Origin of the sequence: Pseudomonas sp. B10 (genome assembly GCF_900156235.1) — a bacterium.
Classification (GTDB): domain Bacteria; phylum Pseudomonadota; class Gammaproteobacteria; order Pseudomonadales; family Pseudomonadaceae; genus Aquipseudomonas; species Aquipseudomonas siliginis.
The window spans coordinates 3,989,479-4,005,834 of the sequence record NZ_LT707063.1 but is presented as its reverse complement, the minus strand read 5'-3'; the positions used below and the strand labels follow the sequence as shown (position 1 = coordinate 4,005,834).

The window sequence follows — 16,356 nt, the reverse complement described above, 5'->3', positions numbered from 1 at the left end:
GGACCATGCAAACTCGTGACGATATCTTCAACACCCTGCGCGATGCCCTGGTCGAGCTGTTCGAGCTGGATCCGGCCCGCGTAAGCATGGACGCCAATCTGTATCAGGATCTGGAAATCGACAGCATCGATGCGGTCGACCTGATCGATCACATCAAACGCCAGACCGGCAAGAAAATCGCCGCCGAAGAGTTCAAATCGGTGCGCACCGTCGGTGACGTGGTCGAGGCGGTGTTCCGTCTGGTTCAACCGGCCGCATGAGCCGACTGATCGGCCTAGGCCTGCTGCTGGCCGGTCTGCTGTACCCCTTTGCGGTGTATTTCGGCATGGAGCATTTCGCCCCGTGGCAATTTGCACTGCTGCTGGGCAGCCTGTGGCTGGCGCGCGCCCTGACCGGCGAACGCAAGCCCGGCAGCCTGTGGATGGCATGCGTGGCGATGGTGTTCTGCCTGCTGCTGGCGGTGTTCGACAGCCCGCAGCTGCTGCGCTGGTATCCGGTGCTGATCAGCGCATTCATGCTGGTGCTGTTCGGCGCCAGCCTGAAATACGGCCCGCCAATGGTCGAGCGTCTGGCGCGCTTGCGCGAGCCGGAGCTGCCGCAGGTTGCCATTCGCTACACGCGCAAGGTCACGCTGGCCTGGAGCGTGTTTTTCTTCTGCAACGGTTTGTGCGCCGCCCTCCTCACCCTGTGGGCGCCGCTGGATTGGTGGATGTTGTACACCGGCCTGATCTCCTACGGATTGATCGGCCTGATGTTTGCCATTGAATGGCTGATACGACAACGGGTAAGAGGCCGTACATGAATTGGATAAAACTTGAGCAGCTGTTGCTCAAGGCACTGCCGGCAAGGGCGATCTGCCAAGCGCCGGCACTCGATCACGCGCAACTGCGAGCGCAGGCCTTGAGCGTCGCCGCTGGTCTGCAAAGCCGAGGCGTGAAAAGGCTGGCCGTGCATCTGGAAGATGCTGCCGACCTCGCCATTGCCCTGCTCGGTGCCTGGCGTGCCGGCGTCAGCGTGTTGCTGCCGGCGGATCTGCAAGCGCAGACGCGTCAGCGCTGGTCGCAGGAAGTCGATCTATGGCTGACCGATCAACCCGGCGACGCCCAGTTGAACGACTTCACTCAGCCCGAACTGCCCGGTGCACAACTGGATCTCGATCAATGCCGCCTGAGCCTGTGCACTTCCGGTTCCAGCGGCGAACCCAAGCGCATCGACAAGACCCTGCGCCAATTGGCCAACGAGGTCGAAGCGCTGGAGCTGTTGTGGGGCGCAGACCTCGGTCAAGCCTGCATCATCGGCAGTGTCGCCACGCAACACATCTATGGCCTGCTGTTTCGCGTGTTGTGGCCATTGTGCGCCGGCCGCCCGTTCGTGCGCCGGCAACTGGCGTTCTCCGAAGACTTGCAGCGCGCCAGCCGCGAATACCCGGCCTTCGCCTGGGTCGCCAGCCCGGCGCTGCTCAAGCGCATGGGCGACAACCTCGACTGGCCGGCCCTGAGCGCGGTGCGCCGGGTGTTTTCCTCCGGTGGTGCGTTGCCGCCAGAAGCGGCGCAAAGCCTGCACCAGCGCTTGCAGCAATGGCCGACGGAAATCCTCGGCAGCTCGGAAACCGGCGGCATCGCCTGGCGTCAGGGCGAGTCGTTGTGGCAGCCGTTCGCTGGCGTCGAACTGAACCAGGACAGCGACGGCGCCCTGCTTATTTCTTCGCCTTATCTGCCTGCCGGCCATGTTGAACACAGCGCCGATGCCGCGCGCATTGCCGCTGATGGTCGCTTCGAACTGCTGGGGCGACTGGACCGCATCGTCAAACTGGAAGAAAAACGCATCTCGCTGCCGATGCTCGAGCAGGCCTTGGCAGCCCATGACTGGGTCGCCGAAGCGCGCCTCGGTGTCGTGCAGGAAAACCGCGCCTCGCTTGGTGCGCTGCTGGTGCTCAGCGAATCGGGTCTGTTCGCCCTGCGCGAGCACGGCCGCCGTGAACTGACCGAAACCCTGCGCAAACATCTGAGCCAACATTGCGAAGCCCTCGCCCTGCCCCGGCGCTGGCGCCTGCTGCGGCAAATGCCGTTGAACAGCCAGGGCAAACTGGCGCAAGCCGACGTCGAAGCGCTGCTGCTGGCCGCACGGCCGAAAGCCCCCGAAGTGCTGGAGCAGAGCGCAAGCGACGGCGAATGGAGCCTGCAACTCAGCGTGCCGCCGGATCTGGCCTACTTCAGCGGACACTTTCCCAAGGCACCGGTGTTGCCCGGTGTGGTGCAGGTGGAGTGGGCGCTGAATCTGGGTCGGCAGTTGCTGAAGCTGGACGGCGCGTTTGCCGGAATGGAGGTGCTGAAATTCCAGCAACTGGTGCGTCCGGGTGATGAAATCCAGCTGCATCTGCGTTTCGATGCCGAGCGCGGCAAGTTGTACTTCGCCTATCGCAATGACACGGCGACGTGTTCCAGCGGACGCATTCTCCTGGGGCCTGCCCATGCATAACCCCTGCGCCGTAATCCCGGTGTACAACCACGAAACCGCGATCACCACGGTGGTCGATGCCCTGCTCGCACAAGGTCTGCCGTGCATTCTGGTGGACGATGCCAGCGAGCCGTCCTGCGCGCGGGTGCTCGACGCCCTGGCCGAGCGCGACAGGGTTTTCCTGGTGCGCCTGACGGCCAATCAGGGCAAGGGTGGCGCGGTGATGACCGGTCTGCGTGAGGCCTCGCGTCTGGGCTACAGCCATGCTTTGCAGGTCGATGCCGACGGCCAGCACGATTTGCACGACGTCGCGCGCTTCGTCGGCGAATCCCGCGCCCATCCCGAGGCGATGATCTGCGGCTATCCGCTGTTCGACGAGAGCGTGCCGAAAGGGCGTTTGTACGCGCGCTACCTGACCCACGTGATGGTCTGGATCAACACCCTGTCGTTGCAGATTCGCGATTCGATGTGCGGCTTTCGTGTTTATCCGCTGGCGCCGACTCTGGCCGTGATCGACTCGGCCAAAGTCGGCAAACGCATGGATTTCGACTCGGACATTCTTGTGCGTCTGGCCTGGCGCAATCAGCCGATGCGCTGGCTGCAGACCAGCGTGCATTACCCGTTGGACGGCGTGTCGCACTTCCGCCTGTTCCACGACAACGCGCTGATTTCCAGCATGCACACGCGGCTGTTCTTCGGCATGTTGCTGCGTTGGCCGGTGATCCTCTGGCGGCGGTGGAAACCATGAGCGAAGAAGTCGACAAGAAGCACTGGGCCGACCGCGAAGAGCGCGGCAGTTTCCTGCTGATGAAATTCACCGCGTTCGCCGCCAAAGTCCTCGGCCGGCGCCTGCTCAGTCCGTTGCTGTACGGCATCGTCCTGTATTTCTTTTTGTTCGGCCGGATCGCCCGGCGCAGTGCCTGGCAGTACCAGCAGCGGCTGGCCGAGTGGAGCCGGCGCGACGATCTGCGCCCGAGTCACTGGCGGGTGTTTGGCCAGTTCATGACCTTTGCCGATTCGCTGCTCGACAAGCTCGACGTGTGGAACGGCAAGCTGAGCATCGAGCAGATCGAAATCATCGACCCGGCGCTGCTGCGCAAGCAGTTGCGCGGCAGTCGCGGGCAACTGCTGGTCGGCGCGCATCTGGGCAATCTCGAAGTCTGCCGCGCGCTGGCGGAGATCGGCGAAAAGGTCACCATGAATGTGTTGGTGCACACCAAGCACGCCGAACAATTCAACCGCTTGCTTGGCGAGGCCGGGGCGACCAATCTGCGCCTGATCCAGGTCAGCGAACTCGACCCGGTGATCATGCTGCAACTGCACGAACGACTGGAGCGCGGCGAGTGGCTGGCGATTGCCGGTGACCGCGTGCCGCTGCATGGCGGGCGCAGCGTGACGGTGGATTTTCTCGGCCATCCGGCGCCATTTCCGCAAGGCCCGTGGTTACTGGCCGGCCTGCTCAAGTGCCCGGTCAACCTGCTGATGTGTCTCAAGCAAGCCGACGGCCACTACCGCCTGACCCTCGAACCGTTCGCCGACGCGGTGGTGTGGACACGCCGCGAGCGCGAGCAGGTCATTCATCAGTGGGCCACTCGCTACGCGCAGCGCCTGAGTCACTATTGCCTCGAGGCCCCGCAGCAATGGTTCAACTTTTACCCTTTCTGGAAGACCGATGACGACGCCAACCCATGAGCCGGTAACCTTCGGCGAACGCCCTTTGCGCATCGAAGACGTGCTGGCCCTGGCCAACCGTCAGGCGCCCGTGCAGTTGCAGGCTGACGCCGACTATCGCGAGCGCATCGCCAAGGGCGCGCGGTTTCTCGATTCGCTGCTGGACAAGGAAGGCGTGATCTACGGCGTCACCACCGGCTACGGCGATTCCTGCGTGGTCGCGGTGCCGCTGCATCACGTCGAGGCGCTGCCGCGTCATCTCTACACCTTTCATGGTTGCGGCCTGGGCAAACTGCTCGACGCGCAGGCGACCCGCGCGGTGCTGGCGGCGCGCTTGCAGTCGTTGTGCCACGGCGTTTCCGGGGTGCGCGTCGAACTGCTCGAGCGTCTGCATGCGTTTCTCGAATACGACATCCTGCCGCTGATTCCCGAAGAGGGTTCGGTGGGTGCCAGCGGCGATCTGACGCCGTTGTCCTATGTCGCCGCAACCCTGTCCGGCGAGCGTGAAGTGATGTTCCGTGGCGAACGTCGTCAGGCTGCCGACGTGCATCGCGAGCTCGGCTGGATACCGCTGGTGCTGCGCCCGAAAGAGGCGCTGGCGCTGATGAACGGCACAGCGGTGATGACCGGCCTCGCCTGCCTGGCTTTCGCCCGCGCCGATTATCTGCTGCAACTGGCCACGCGCATCACCGCGCTCAACGTCGTCGCGCTGCAAGGCAATCCGGAGCACTTCGACGAACGCCTGTTCGCCGCCAAGCCGCATCCGGGACAGATGCAGGTCGCCGCGTGGCTGCGCAAGGATCTGGCGATCGACGCGCCGACCGCGCCACTGCATCGTCTGCAAGATCGTTACTCGCTGCGTTGCGCGCCGCATGTTCTCGGCGTGTTGGCCGACAGCCTGAACTGGCTGCGCGGCTTTATCGAAACCGAGCTGAACAGCGCCAACGACAACCCGATCATCGATGCCGAAGCCGAGCGTGTTCTGCATGGCGGGCACTTCTACGGCGGGCACATTGCCTTTGCCATGGACAGCCTGAAAAACCTCGTGGCCAACGTCGCCGATCTGCTCGATCGGCAATTGGCGTTGCTGGTCGACGAGCGCTACAACCACGGCTTGCCGAGCAACCTATCCGGCGCACCCGCCGATCGGGCCATGATCAACCATGGCTTCAAAGCCGTGCAGATCGGCACCAGCGCCTGGACCGCCGAAGCGCTGAAAAACACCATGCCGGCCAGCGTGTTCTCGCGCTCCACCGAGTGCCACAACCAGGACAAGGTGAGCATGGGCACCATCGCCGCCCGTGATGCGATTCGCGTGCTGGAGCTGACCGAACAGGTCGCCGCCGCCACCCTGCTCGCCGCCAATCAGGGCGTTTGGCTGCGCGCTCAAGCCGCCGATGCGCGTCCGCTGCCGCCAGCACTGGCAGCGATGCACGAAGAACTCGGCAAAGACTTCCCGCCGGTCATCGAAGACCGGGCGCTGGAAGGCGAATTGCGCCTGTGCCTGCAACGCATCGCCGCGCAACACTGGAGGCTGCATGCGTAGTGCCGGAGTGCTTCACGCCGATACCGAAATTCTCGTGCCGTTTTTCGACGTCGACACCATGCACGTGGTCTGGCACGGCCATTACGTCAAATACCTCGAAGTGGCGCGCTGCGCGCTGCTGGACAAGATCGGCCACAACTACACGCACATGGTCGAGTCGGGTTACGCCTGGCCGATCATCGACCTGCAACTGCGCTACGTGCGCGGCGCGGTGTTCGGCCAACGGCTGAACGTGCGCGCCAGTCTGGTCGAGTGGGAAAACCGTCTGAAGATCAACTATCTGATCACCGACCTGCAGACCGGCGAACGTCTGACCCGCGCAAGCTCTGTGCAAGTCGCTGTGGAAGTCAGCAGCCGCGAGATGCAACTGGCTTCACCCAAAGTCTTCACCGATGCCGTGGAAAGGATGCTGCGATGAATGTGTTGTTCAAAAGCCTTGGCGCGTTGGCGCTGCTGGCCGTGTCGTCATGGGCCAATGCCTTCGACCTGCAACAACTCAGTGAACAACTGGCGAAACCGGATGTTATCCACGGCCAGTTCATCCAGGAAAAACACCTGCGCGCCCTGCCGCAGCCGCTGATCAGCAAGGGCAGCTTCGTCCTCGCGAAAAATCATGGCCTGCTGTGGCTGTTGAAAACCCCGCTGCAACAGGATTACCGCATCACCGCCGATGGCATCGCCCGCCGTGACACCAACGGCTGGCAACTCCTGCCGAACAAGAGCGCCGGTGCCGAGCAGAACCGTTTGTTTCTCGCTGTGCTGCAAGGTGACAGCAGCGGTTTGCAGCGGGATTTCGAACTGGCCCTGAGCGGCACGGCGCAGCAGTGGCAACTGACCCTGACGCCGCGTTCGGTGCTGCTCAAGCAAGTGTTCAAGCAGATCAATATCGATGGCGGCGCCCTTGTGCAAACCATCGAGCTGCTGGAAACCCAGGGCGACAGCACCCTGCTGCGCATGCACGACAGTACGGCCGAGCAACCCTTGAGCGAAGCGGAGCAACATGACTTTGCCGAGTGAACGCAAGCTGCCCTGGCTGTTTCTGAGCCTGCTGCTGGCCGTCGTCGCGCTGGCTGCCTGGCAGTGGCGCGACGGTGCGCCGCTGTCGGCCAATCTCATGGAGCTGGTACCCGGGACCAGTCCCGATGCGCTGGAGTCGCGCGCCGAACAGCGCATGCAAGAACCGCTCAATCGCGAAATGCTGGTGCTGGTCGGTCACGCCGATCGCCAGCAAGCACTGAACATGGCTCAGCAACTGGGCGAACAATGGCAGGCCAGCGGTCTGTTCGAAACCGTGCAATGGAATCTGCAAGCCGACTTGCCGGCGCTGCGCAAGCAATTGCTGCAAGGGCGTTTGGCGATGCTCTCGGCGGATGATCGGCAGCTACTCAGCGAGCACCCCGACGCGTTCATCCAGCAGCGGGTGCAGGCGCTGTTCGACCCGTTCAACGGCTTTACTCTGGTGCCGAGCCAGGACGATTGGCTGGGCCTGACCGGACGCATCCAGAACAGCCAGCCGAAACACGGCGCGGTGCAACTGGACATCGGCAGCGGCGCACTGGTCGCCGATGCCGACGGCAAGAGCTTGGTGATGCTGCGTGCGCGCACCACCGGCAATGCCTTCGACATGAACCTGCCGCTACAAGTGGCAGAGCTGCTCCAGCACAGCCGCGAGCAAGCGGCGCAAAGCGGCGTGCAGTTGCTCGCCGCCAGTGGCCTGCTCTACGCCGCCAACGGCCAGCAACAAGCCACCCGCGAAATGACCTGGGTCGGTGGTGGTGCGACGGTTGGCATTCTGCTGTTGCTGCTGTTGGCGTTTCGCCGTTGGGGCGTGTTGCTGGCGTTCGTCCCGGTGCTGGTCGGCATGCTGTTCGGCGCGGTGGCCTGCGTGGCGCTGTTCGGTCACATGCATGTGATGACGCTGGTGCTCGGCTCGAGTCTGATCGGCGTTGCCGTCGATTACCCACTGCACTATCTATCCAAGAGCTGGAGCCTCAAGCCCTGGCGCAGCTGGCCGGCCCTGCGCCTGACCTTGCCGGGGCTGACCCTGAGCCTGATCACCAGCGTTATCGGCTATCTGGCGCTGGCCTGGACACCGTTCCCGGCGCTGACGCAGATCGCGGTGTTCTCCGCCGCCGGCTTGCTCGGTGCCTATCTGTCGGCGGTCTGCCTGCTGCCGGCGCTGCTGAAAAATGTCCAACTGCGCCCGGCGCAATGGCCGCTGCGCCTGGCCGAACGCCTGATTCATCTGCGTGAGGCGCTGCTCGGTTGCATTCGCACGCCCGCGTTGCTGGCGCTGCTGATCGCCTTCTGCGTCGGCGGTCTGATGCAGTTGCAGAGCAAAAACGATATCCGCCAATGGGTCGGCGCGCCGCAGCATCTGACCGACGAAGCGCAGACCATCGCGCGCATCACCGGGTATCAACCGACCAGCCAGTTCTTCCTGATCCGTGCGGCCAATCAGGAGCAATTGCTCGAGCGCCAGGCAGCGCTGAGCGAGCGCCTGCAGCAACTGGTCAACCTCGACAAACTGCAAGGCTATCTGGCTCTCGATCAACTGGTCAGCGCGCCGAGCCAGCAACAGCAAGTGCGCGAATCACTGAACAGGCTGCCGTCGGTCTGGCAACCGCTGCTCGATCTCGGCGTGCCAGTGACGGCGTTGCAAAACGAATTGCGGCAATTGCAGACCCTGCCCGCCGAAGACATTGACGCCGCGCTGGCCGGCCCGCTCGGCGAGCCGTATCGGACACTGTGGCTTGGACCGACTGAAGACGGCGTCGCAGCAATCACCAGCCTGCAGGGCTTGAACAATCCGTCGTTGTTGCGCGTGCAGGCGCTCGATTTGCCGGGAGTGGTGCTGGTCGATCGCCTCGGTGATCTGAACAAGGTGTTCGCCGCGACGCAGATCAGCGCCGCCGAGTTGAAACTGGCCTCCTGCGTGTTGATCGTGCTGGTGCTGATGCTGCCGTTCGGCCTGACCGGCGCCCTGCGTATCGTCGCCCTGCCGCTGCTGGCGGCGCTGTGCAGTCTGGCCAGCCTTGGCTGGCTCGGTCAGCCACTGACCTTGTTCAGCCTGTTCGGCCTGCTGTTGGTGACGGCGATCAGCGTCGATTACGCGATCCTCATGCGTGAACAGGTCGGCGGCGCGGCGGTGAGCCTGCTCGGCACCTTGCTCGCAGCGGTGACGACGTGGCTGTCGTTCGGCCTGCTGGCGGTCTCCAGTACGCCGGCGGTGAGTAATTTCGGCCTGTCGGTGAGCCTCGGCCTGGCGTTCAGCTTCATGCTCGCGCCGTGGGCCGGGCGCCATGAACCGGTTGCGGAGCCAGCGGCATGATGATCTTCGGCTTCTGGTTGCTAACCATGGCGCTGTTTGCCCTGGCGACCCGGGTCGGCCGCCATTTCGGTCTGATACCGATCGTCAGCCAGTTGCTGCTGGCGAGCTTCGGCTTGCCGTTGCTGATGTACTTCTGGATCGAGCCGGGCTGGCAGCTCAGCGGCGCACAACTGATCGCCCCTGACTGGCTGAAAAACCTCTACAGCCTGAGCTTCGCCTTGCTGCTCGGGCACATTCTCAGCGATGTCATCGATCTACGTCTGGATCGCCAGAGCGTAAAAATCGCTGTGCCGAGTTTCGCTGTGCCGTTCGCTTGCGGGTTGGCGGTCGCGTATTGGTTGCTGCCGGCGCAGCCGTGGCTCAACGCACTGGCCATCGGACTGGTCTTCGCGATTACCGCGATCCCGGTGTTGTACCTGTATCTGCGTCACATCGATTACCCGCCCGCTGCCACGCGGCGGCTGGTGCAGACCGCGATCCTGATCGATCTGACCTGCTGGACGCTGTTCGGCCTCGCCCAAGGCAGCCTGCACTTGAGCAGCCTGTTGCTGCCCGTGGCCATGGCCGGCGTGCCGCTGCTTTTGCACCTGCTGCGCGTGCGTCGCCCGCTGACTTACAGCCTCGGCTTCTTCGCGTTGCTGGTCATGGCCGAGCATTACAAACTCAACGCGCTGATTTTCGGCATCGGCTATCTGCTGTGCATGGCGCTGCTGAAAGTGCCGTTGGTGCTGCCGTTGCCGGCACGCTGGATGAGCCGCTTGCAGACGTGGATCGCGATCCCGCTGATCCTCACGTTCGGCATCGTCCAGATCGACGTCCACAGCGCCCTCGCCAGCCTCGACGCCGGGCAGTGGGCGGCGCTGCTGCTGTTGCCGATTGCCAGTAAACTGCTCGGCAACTGGCTCGGCCTCGGTTGGGCGGGCGCCTCGTTCGCTGGCGCCAGCCGCTGGCGCGAAAGCGTGCTGCTGAACATTCGCGGCCTGAGCGAAATCGTCTTTCTCAATCTGCTATTGCAACAACAGCTCATCACTCCGGCGCTGTATTTCGCGCTGATGCTGATGGGCCTGATCGCGACGCTGCTGCCGGCCCTGATCGGCCTGCATCGCGCGCCCCTGAATCTGAACAGTCCTCTGCCCCGGAGCTCACGTGCCAATCGTTGAAATGGAATCCCGTCAGGTCGTGATCATCGGTGCCGGCCCGTCCGGTGCTATCGCCGCTGCCCTGCTCAAGCGCAAGGGCCACGATGTGCTGGTGCTCGAGCGCCAGCACTTCCCACGCTTCTCCATAGGCGAAAGCCTGCTCAGCCATTGCCTGGATTTCGTCGAAGAAGCCGGCATGCTCGACGCCGTCAACGCCGCCGGGTTCCAGCGCAAGACCGGCGCGGCGTTTGCCTGGGGCGAGCGCTACAGCGCCTTCGATTTTGGCGACACCTTCACCGCCGGCAAGCCGACCACGTTCCAGGTGCAGCGCGCCGATTTCGACAAGTTGCTGGCCGATCAAGCGGCATTGCAAGGCGCGGAAATCCGTTATGGCGATGCGATTGTCAGCGTCGATTTCGATCAGGCGAAACCACAACTCGATGTGCGTCGCGAAGACGGCAGCGAGTACCGCGTAGAAGCCGATTTCGTCCTGGACGCCAGCGGCTATGGCCGCGTGTTGTCGCGTCTGCTCGACCTCGAAGCGCCTTCGAATTTCCCGGTGCGCCAGGCGGTGTTTACCCACGTTGAAGATCACATCGACAATCCGGCGTTCGACCGCGAAAAAATCCTCGTCACCACCCATCCCGAGCATCGCGATGTGTGGTTCTGGACCATCCCGTTCAGCAACGGCCGCTGCTCGGTGGGCGTGGTGGCGGCTGAGGAGCATTTTCAGGACCGCGACAGCGACCTCGATGCCTGCCTGCGCAGTTTTATCGCCGAGACGCCAAGCCTCGCCGGGGTTCTGAACAACGCGGTCTGGGACACCCCGGCGCGCACCCTCGGCGGCTACGCGGCCAATGTGAAAACCCTGCATGGCCCGGGCTTCGCGCTGCTGGGCAACGCCGCAGAATTCCTCGATCCGGTGTTCTCCTCCGGCGTGACCATCGCCATGCGTTCGGCGAGCATGGCCGCTGGCGTGCTGCACCGTCAGTTGCAGGGTGAAACGGTGGACTGGCAAAGCGAATTTGCCGAACCGTTGAAACGCGGCGTCGATACCTTCCGCTGCTACGTCGAAGGCTGGTACGCCGGCACCTTCCAGGACGTGATTTTCTACGAGGACAGTCAGGCGGACATTCGCCGGATGATCTGCTCGATCCTCGCCGGTTACGCCTGGGACGAGCGCAACCCGTTTGTCAGCGAAGCGCGGCGCCGGCTGAAGATGATTTCCCAACTCTGCGCGCAGGACGCCTCATGAATTACCTGAGCGACAGCTACGTCGAGGAAACCCGCTTCGGTCTCTGGTTCCTGCGCAGCCACACCTGGCAGCACCACGTGCTGCGCGTGGCGATCAACGATCTGCGTGGCTTGTTCAGTGAGCCGCTGCCGGAACACCCGGTGCTGCTGGACGCCGGTTGCGGTCAGGGCAAGTCCTTCGGCCACCTGCGCCAGACCTTTGCCCCGCAGCGCCTGATCGGCGTCGACGCCGACCCGCACAGCCTGCAACTCAGCGCCGAAGAGGCCACCCGCCTGGGCATGCCAGTCGAGTTGATCGGCAGCGATTGCGCCACGCTCAACGTCGCCGATGCCAGCGTCGACCTGCTGTTCTGCCACCAGACTTTCCATCATCTGGTCGAGCAGGAAAAAGCCTTGGCCGAGTTCTATCGCGTGCTCAAGCCGGGCGGCTATCTGCTGTTCGCCGAATCCACCGAGGCTTACATTGATACCTGGGTGATTCGCTGGCTGTTCCGCCATCCGATGCATGTGCAGAAGAGCGCCGCCGGCTACCTGCAGATGATCCGCGAGCAGGGCTTCGAGTTTGCCGAGCGCAATGTTTCCTACCCGTATCTGTGGTGGAGCCGGTCGAAGGATTTTGGTTTGCTGGAGCGGCTGGGGTTGAGCAAACCCAAGCCATTCGGTGAGCGTGAAGAGACGCTGGTGAATGTCGTCGCGCGCAAGCCGCTTGCAGGGGCTATCTGATGCGCCACTTTCGGCCTGAATACATTGGTCCCTGTGGGAGCTGGCTTGCCAGCGATGGCGGTGTGTCAGTCAAAAAAAATGCAGGATATGCCGACGCCATCGCTGGCAAGCCAGCTCCCACAAGGTTTGTGGTGTGGCTAGTATTGCTGCTATTTGCCTTGCTCAGTGCCTGCGCCAGCCAGCCACCGCTACCAGCGGCCAACCCGACGCTGCCTCTGCCGCTGCAACTGCACATCGAGCGCGAGCAGGCCGGGCAGCGTCAGGACTGGCTGCTGGTGATCCAGCGCGAAGGCGCCGGCACGCGTTGGTCGATGATGGATCCACTGGGCATTCCCCAGGCCCGCCAGCAACTGATCGACGGGCACTGGCAGGCCGACGGTCTGCTGCCGCCGAATCCGGAAGCGCGGGAGTTGTTCGCCGCATTGCTGTTCGCCCTGACGCCTCCTGCCGAACTGCTGCGCAACTATCCCGACGCCCGGCAACAGGCCGATCAGCGTTCACTGCCGGCGCGCTGGAACATCCGCTATTCACAACCGTTGAGCTTCCAATTGAATCTGCCTCAAGGCCCGCACTATCGCGTTTCCCAGTTAGGTGAATCGACGCCATGACCGCTTACCTGAATGCCCTCGGCGTGATCTGCGCCCTGGGCCGCGACAAGTCTGAAGTCGCGCGCAATCTGTTTGCCGGCGACTGTTCGGGCATGCGCCGCGAGTCCGGTTGGGTCGCCGAACGTGAACTGCCTGTGGCCGGCGTACACGGTGAATTGGCAGCGATCCCTGCGGACCTGGTCGAGCACAGCAGTCGCAACAATCAGCTGCTGCTGGAAGCCGCGCTGCAGATTCGAGACGACATCGATCGTGCGATCCAGACTTTCGGCCGCGAGCGCATAGGCGTGGTGCTCGGCACCAGCACCTCGGGCATCGACGAGGCCAGCCGAGGTCTGGCGCATTACATCCGCGAACAGCAATTTCCTCCCGAGTACGACTATCGCCAGCAGGAACTCGGCGCCCCGGCGAATTTCCTCGCCGAATGGCTGCAACTGAGCGGCCCGGCCTACGTGATTTCCACCGCCTGTACCTCCAGCGCCCGCGCGCTGATGAGCGCTCAGCGTCTGCTCGATCTGGGTCTGTGCGATGCGGTGCTGTGCGGCGGCGTCGACAGTCTGTGCAAGCTCACGCTGAACGGTTTCTCTTCGCTGGAAGCCGTTTCAGATGAACGCTGCAATCCGTTTTCCGCCAACCGCAACGGCATCAATATCGGCGAGGCAGCGGTACTGTTCGTGATGAGCAAACAGCGCGGCGAAGGCCCGGGCATCGCCTTGCTCGGCGCCGGTGCCAGCTCGGATGCGCACCATATTTCCGCGCCGGAGCCGAGCGGTCGCGGCGCTCTGCAAGCGATGCACAAAGCCCTTGGCCGCGCGCATCTGCAAGCCACGCAAATCAACTACCTGAACCTGCACGGCACCGCGACCCAGCACAACGACGCGATGGAAAGTCTGGCGGTCGCGGCGCTGTTTCCCGAAGGCGTCGCCTGCTCGTCGACCAAACCGCTGACCGGCCATACCCTCGGCGCCGCCGGCGCGCTGGAAGCGGCGTTCTGCTGGTTGAGCCTGAGTGCCGAAAACCCTGAACAGGCGTTGCCGCCACACATCTGGGACGGCCAGGCCGATCCCGCGCTGCCGCCACTCAAGTGGGTGACCGCGAGCGAACGCCTGACGTCCATTGCACCGCGCTACCTGATGAGCAACTCGTTTGCCTTCGGCGGCAACAACGTCAGCCTGATTATCGGAGACGCACCATGAGCCACTGGCCGCTCGCCGAACTGCTGCCGCATGCCGGCGACATGATCCTGATCGACGCCATCGAGCGCTTCGATGACGAGCAGATTTTCACTCGCCTGACGGTCAAGCCCGATGGCCTGTTCAACCTGCCCGACGGCAGCCTGCCGGCGTGGGTCGGCGTCGAGCTGATGGCGCAGAGCGTCGCCGCTTTCGCCGGTTGCCACGCCCGGCAAAAAGGCAATCCGCCGGAGCTCGGCTTTCTCCTCGGCACGCGCAAATTCGAGTGCAACGTCGAAGCCTTTGCGCCCGGCAGCGAGCTGACCATCCATGGCCTGCGCTCACTGGAAGACGACAACGGCATGGGCGTATTCGAATGTCACATCCACGGTGACGGCATTCATGCCAGCGCCCGGCTGAACGTGTTCCGTCCGCCGCAAGCCAACCAATATCTGCAACAGACAAAGGAGTCGCACGATGACTGAATCCGTACTGGTCACCGGCTCCAGCCGGGGCATCGGCCGCGCCATTGCCTTGCGTCTGGCGCAGGCCGGGCATGACATCGTCCTGCATTGCCGCAGCGGCATGACCGAAGCCCAAGCGGTGCAGGCCGAAATCGAAGCTCTGGGCCGCCGCGCACGCATCCTGCAATTCGACGTCGCCGACCGTGAAACCTGCAAAAGAATTCTCGAAGCCGATGTCGAAAATCACGGTGCCTATTACGGCGTGGTGCTCAACGCCGGGCTGACCCGCGACGGCGCGTTTCCGGCGCTGAGCGATGACGATTGGGACGTGGTCCTGCGCACCAACCTCGACGGTTTCTACAACGTCCTGCACCCGGTGATGATGCCGATGATTCGTCGTCGCGCCGCCGGGCGCATCGTCTGCATCACCTCGGTGTCGGGCCTGATCGGCAACCGTGGGCAAGTCAATTACAGCGCCTCGAAGGCCGGCGTGATCGGTGCGGCAAAGGCGTTGGCGATCGAGCTGGGCAAGCGCAAAATTACGGTTAACTGCGTCGCCCCTGGCCTGATCGACACGGCCATGCTCGACGAAAACGTGCCGGTGGAGGAGCTGATGAAAATGATCCCCGCGCAACGCATGGGCACCCCGGAAGAAGTGGCCTCTGCGGTAAATTTCCTGATGTCGGCGGAAGCCTCGTACATCACCCGTCAGGTCCTGGCGGTCAACGGAGGCCTGTGCTGATGAAGCGCGTCGTCGTCACCGGCATGGCCGGCATCACATCGCTGGGCAGCGACTGGCCGACCATTGCCGGCAATTTCGCGGCCAATCGCAGCGGCATTCGCCGCATGGACGAGTGGGATCGCTTCACTGAGCTGAATACGCGTCTGGCCGGGCCTATCGATGATTTTCTCGTACCGTCGCACTGGACCCGCAAGCAGTTGCGCAGCATGGGCCGGGTTTCGCGACTGGCGGTCGGCGCAGCAGAAAAGGCTCTGGCCGATGCTGGCCTGCTCGGTGACGAATCGATCAAGGACGGGCGCATGGGCGTCGCCTGTGGTTCGTCCACGGGCAGCACTGACGAGATCAAAGCCTTCGGCAACATGCTGCTCAACTCGGTGGCCGAGGGGCTCAACGCCAACTCCTATGTGCGGATGATGCCGCACACCACCGCCGCCAATATCAGCATCTTCTTCGGCCTCACCGGGCGCCTGATCCCGACCTCCAGCGCCTGCACCAGCGGCAGCCAGGGCATCGGCTACGCCTACGAGGCAATCAAGTTCGGCCGCTTGCCATTGATGCTCGCTGGCGGCGCCGAAGAGCTGTGCCCGACTGAAGCCATGGTGTTCGACGCGCTCTACGCCACCAGCCTGAAAAACGATGCACCCCAGACCAGCCCACGCCCGTACGACAAGGGCCGCGACGGTCTGGTGATCGGCGAAGGCGGCGGCATGCTCGTGCTTGAGGAGCTGGAACACGCCCTCGCCCGTGGCGCGCACATTCACGCGGAAATCGTCGGTTTCGGCAGCAACGCCGACGGCCAGCACACGACCCGCCCGGAACAGATCACGATGCGCCGCGCCATGGAGCTGGCCCTGGAAGATGCCGGCCTCCGCCCCGACGCCATCGGCTATGTGAACGGCCACGGCACCGCGACCGAACAGGGCGACATCGCCGAAACGCTGGCCACCAGCAGCCTGTTTGGCGAACACATGCCGATCAGCTCGCAGAAGAGTTTTCTCGGCCACACCCTCGGTGCCTGCGGTGCGCTGGAGTCATGGTTCAGCATCGAGATGCTCAACAGCGACCGTTACGTGCACACCTTCAACCTCGACGAGGTCGACCCGCACTGCGGCAAGCTCGATTACCTGCGCGGCGAATTCCGTCAGATGCATCACGACTACGTGATGAACAACAATTTCGCTTTCGGCGGCGTCAACACCTCGTTGATCTTCCGCCGCTGGGCATAACCGAATCAATCCAGGTCAAGGAGACC

Annotated in this window: 17 protein-coding genes; all 17 read left to right on the top strand. The window is 63.5% G+C overall.

Annotated elements, in window-relative coordinates; translation table 11 throughout:
* Positions 1–5 precede the first annotated feature (5 nt).
* From BXA01_RS18205 to BXA01_RS18125, 17 genes are read left to right on the top strand one after another with little or no spacing between them, the layout of a single operon-like run.
* Entirely contained in the window at positions 6–260 is a 255-nt protein-coding gene (locus BXA01_RS18205) for an acyl carrier protein (RefSeq protein ID WP_016772026.1), read from the top strand.
* Positions 257–802: a hypothetical protein gene (locus BXA01_RS18200; RefSeq protein ID WP_076565270.1), complete on the top strand. Its 546-nt coding sequence runs from the start codon at positions 257–259 to the stop codon at positions 800–802. The genes BXA01_RS18205 and BXA01_RS18200 overlap by 4 nt, the downstream gene beginning before the upstream one ends.
* On the top strand, positions 799–2,478 hold the full coding sequence (locus BXA01_RS18195) for an acyl-CoA synthetase family protein (RefSeq protein ID WP_076565269.1): 1,680 nt from the start codon (positions 799–801) through the stop codon (positions 2,476–2,478). The genes BXA01_RS18200 and BXA01_RS18195 overlap by 4 nt, the downstream gene beginning before the upstream one ends.
* On the top strand, positions 2,471–3,205 hold the full coding sequence (locus BXA01_RS18190) for a glycosyltransferase family 2 protein (RefSeq protein ID WP_076565267.1): 735 nt from the start codon (positions 2,471–2,473) through the stop codon (positions 3,203–3,205). Before BXA01_RS18195 ends, BXA01_RS18190 begins: the two co-directional genes overlap by 8 nt.
* Positions 3,202–4,149: an LpxL/LpxP family acyltransferase gene (locus tag BXA01_RS18185; protein WP_076565266.1), complete on the top strand. Its 948-nt coding sequence runs from the start codon at positions 3,202–3,204 to the stop codon at positions 4,147–4,149. The genes BXA01_RS18190 and BXA01_RS18185 overlap by 4 nt, the downstream gene beginning before the upstream one ends.
* On the top strand, positions 4,130–5,674 hold the full coding sequence (locus tag BXA01_RS18180) for an HAL/PAL/TAL family ammonia-lyase (protein ID WP_076565264.1): 1,545 nt from the start codon (positions 4,130–4,132) through the stop codon (positions 5,672–5,674). Before BXA01_RS18185 ends, BXA01_RS18180 begins: the two co-directional genes overlap by 20 nt.
* The gene (locus BXA01_RS18175) at positions 5,667–6,092 is read left to right on the top strand and encodes an acyl-CoA thioesterase (RefSeq protein ID WP_039756713.1); all 426 of its coding nucleotides are present in this window, start codon (positions 5,667–5,669) and stop codon (positions 6,090–6,092) included. Before BXA01_RS18180 ends, BXA01_RS18175 begins: the two co-directional genes overlap by 8 nt.
* Positions 6,089–6,691, top strand: coding sequence for an outer membrane lipoprotein carrier protein LolA (locus BXA01_RS18170; protein WP_076565263.1), 603 nt, complete (start codon positions 6,089–6,091; stop codon positions 6,689–6,691). The genes BXA01_RS18175 and BXA01_RS18170 overlap by 4 nt, the downstream gene beginning before the upstream one ends.
* Positions 6,675–9,005, top strand: a complete 2,331-nt coding sequence (locus tag BXA01_RS18165) for an MMPL family transporter (protein ID WP_076565261.1) — start codon at positions 6,675–6,677, stop codon at positions 9,003–9,005. Before BXA01_RS18170 ends, BXA01_RS18165 begins: the two co-directional genes overlap by 17 nt.
* Positions 9,002–10,165 (top strand): sodium:proton antiporter, encoded by a 1,164-nt coding sequence (locus tag BXA01_RS18160; RefSeq protein WP_076565260.1) that lies wholly within the window; start codon positions 9,002–9,004, stop codon positions 10,163–10,165. The genes BXA01_RS18165 and BXA01_RS18160 overlap by 4 nt, the downstream gene beginning before the upstream one ends.
* Positions 10,152–11,399, top strand: coding sequence for an NAD(P)/FAD-dependent oxidoreductase (locus tag BXA01_RS18155; protein WP_076565258.1), 1,248 nt, complete (start codon positions 10,152–10,154; stop codon positions 11,397–11,399). Before BXA01_RS18160 ends, BXA01_RS18155 begins: the two co-directional genes overlap by 14 nt.
* The gene (locus BXA01_RS18150) at positions 11,396–12,121 is read left to right on the top strand and encodes a class I SAM-dependent methyltransferase (RefSeq protein WP_076565257.1); all 726 of its coding nucleotides are present in this window, start codon (positions 11,396–11,398) and stop codon (positions 12,119–12,121) included. Before BXA01_RS18155 ends, BXA01_RS18150 begins: the two co-directional genes overlap by 4 nt.
* Positions 12,121–12,729 (top strand): hypothetical protein, encoded by a 609-nt coding sequence (locus tag BXA01_RS18145; protein ID WP_231990987.1) that lies wholly within the window; start codon positions 12,121–12,123, stop codon positions 12,727–12,729. The genes BXA01_RS18150 and BXA01_RS18145 overlap by 1 nt, the downstream gene beginning before the upstream one ends.
* On the top strand, positions 12,726–13,922 hold the full coding sequence (locus BXA01_RS18140) for a beta-ketoacyl-[acyl-carrier-protein] synthase family protein (protein ID WP_076565253.1): 1,197 nt from the start codon (positions 12,726–12,728) through the stop codon (positions 13,920–13,922). Before BXA01_RS18145 ends, BXA01_RS18140 begins: the two co-directional genes overlap by 4 nt.
* Complete coding sequence (locus tag BXA01_RS18135) at positions 13,919–14,383, top strand: hotdog family protein (RefSeq protein ID WP_073471610.1); 465 nt, start codon at positions 13,919–13,921, stop codon at positions 14,381–14,383. Before BXA01_RS18140 ends, BXA01_RS18135 begins: the two co-directional genes overlap by 4 nt.
* Positions 14,376–15,104, top strand: coding sequence for a 3-oxoacyl-ACP reductase FabG (gene fabG / locus BXA01_RS18130; RefSeq protein ID WP_076565252.1), 729 nt, complete (start codon positions 14,376–14,378; stop codon positions 15,102–15,104). Before BXA01_RS18135 ends, fabG begins: the two co-directional genes overlap by 8 nt.
* A complete protein-coding gene (locus tag BXA01_RS18125) occupies positions 15,104–16,330 on the top strand; it encodes a beta-ketoacyl-ACP synthase (RefSeq protein ID WP_076565250.1) in 1,227 nt (408 codons plus the stop codon). The genes fabG and BXA01_RS18125 overlap by 1 nt, the downstream gene beginning before the upstream one ends.
* Positions 16,331–16,356 lie beyond the last annotated feature (26 nt).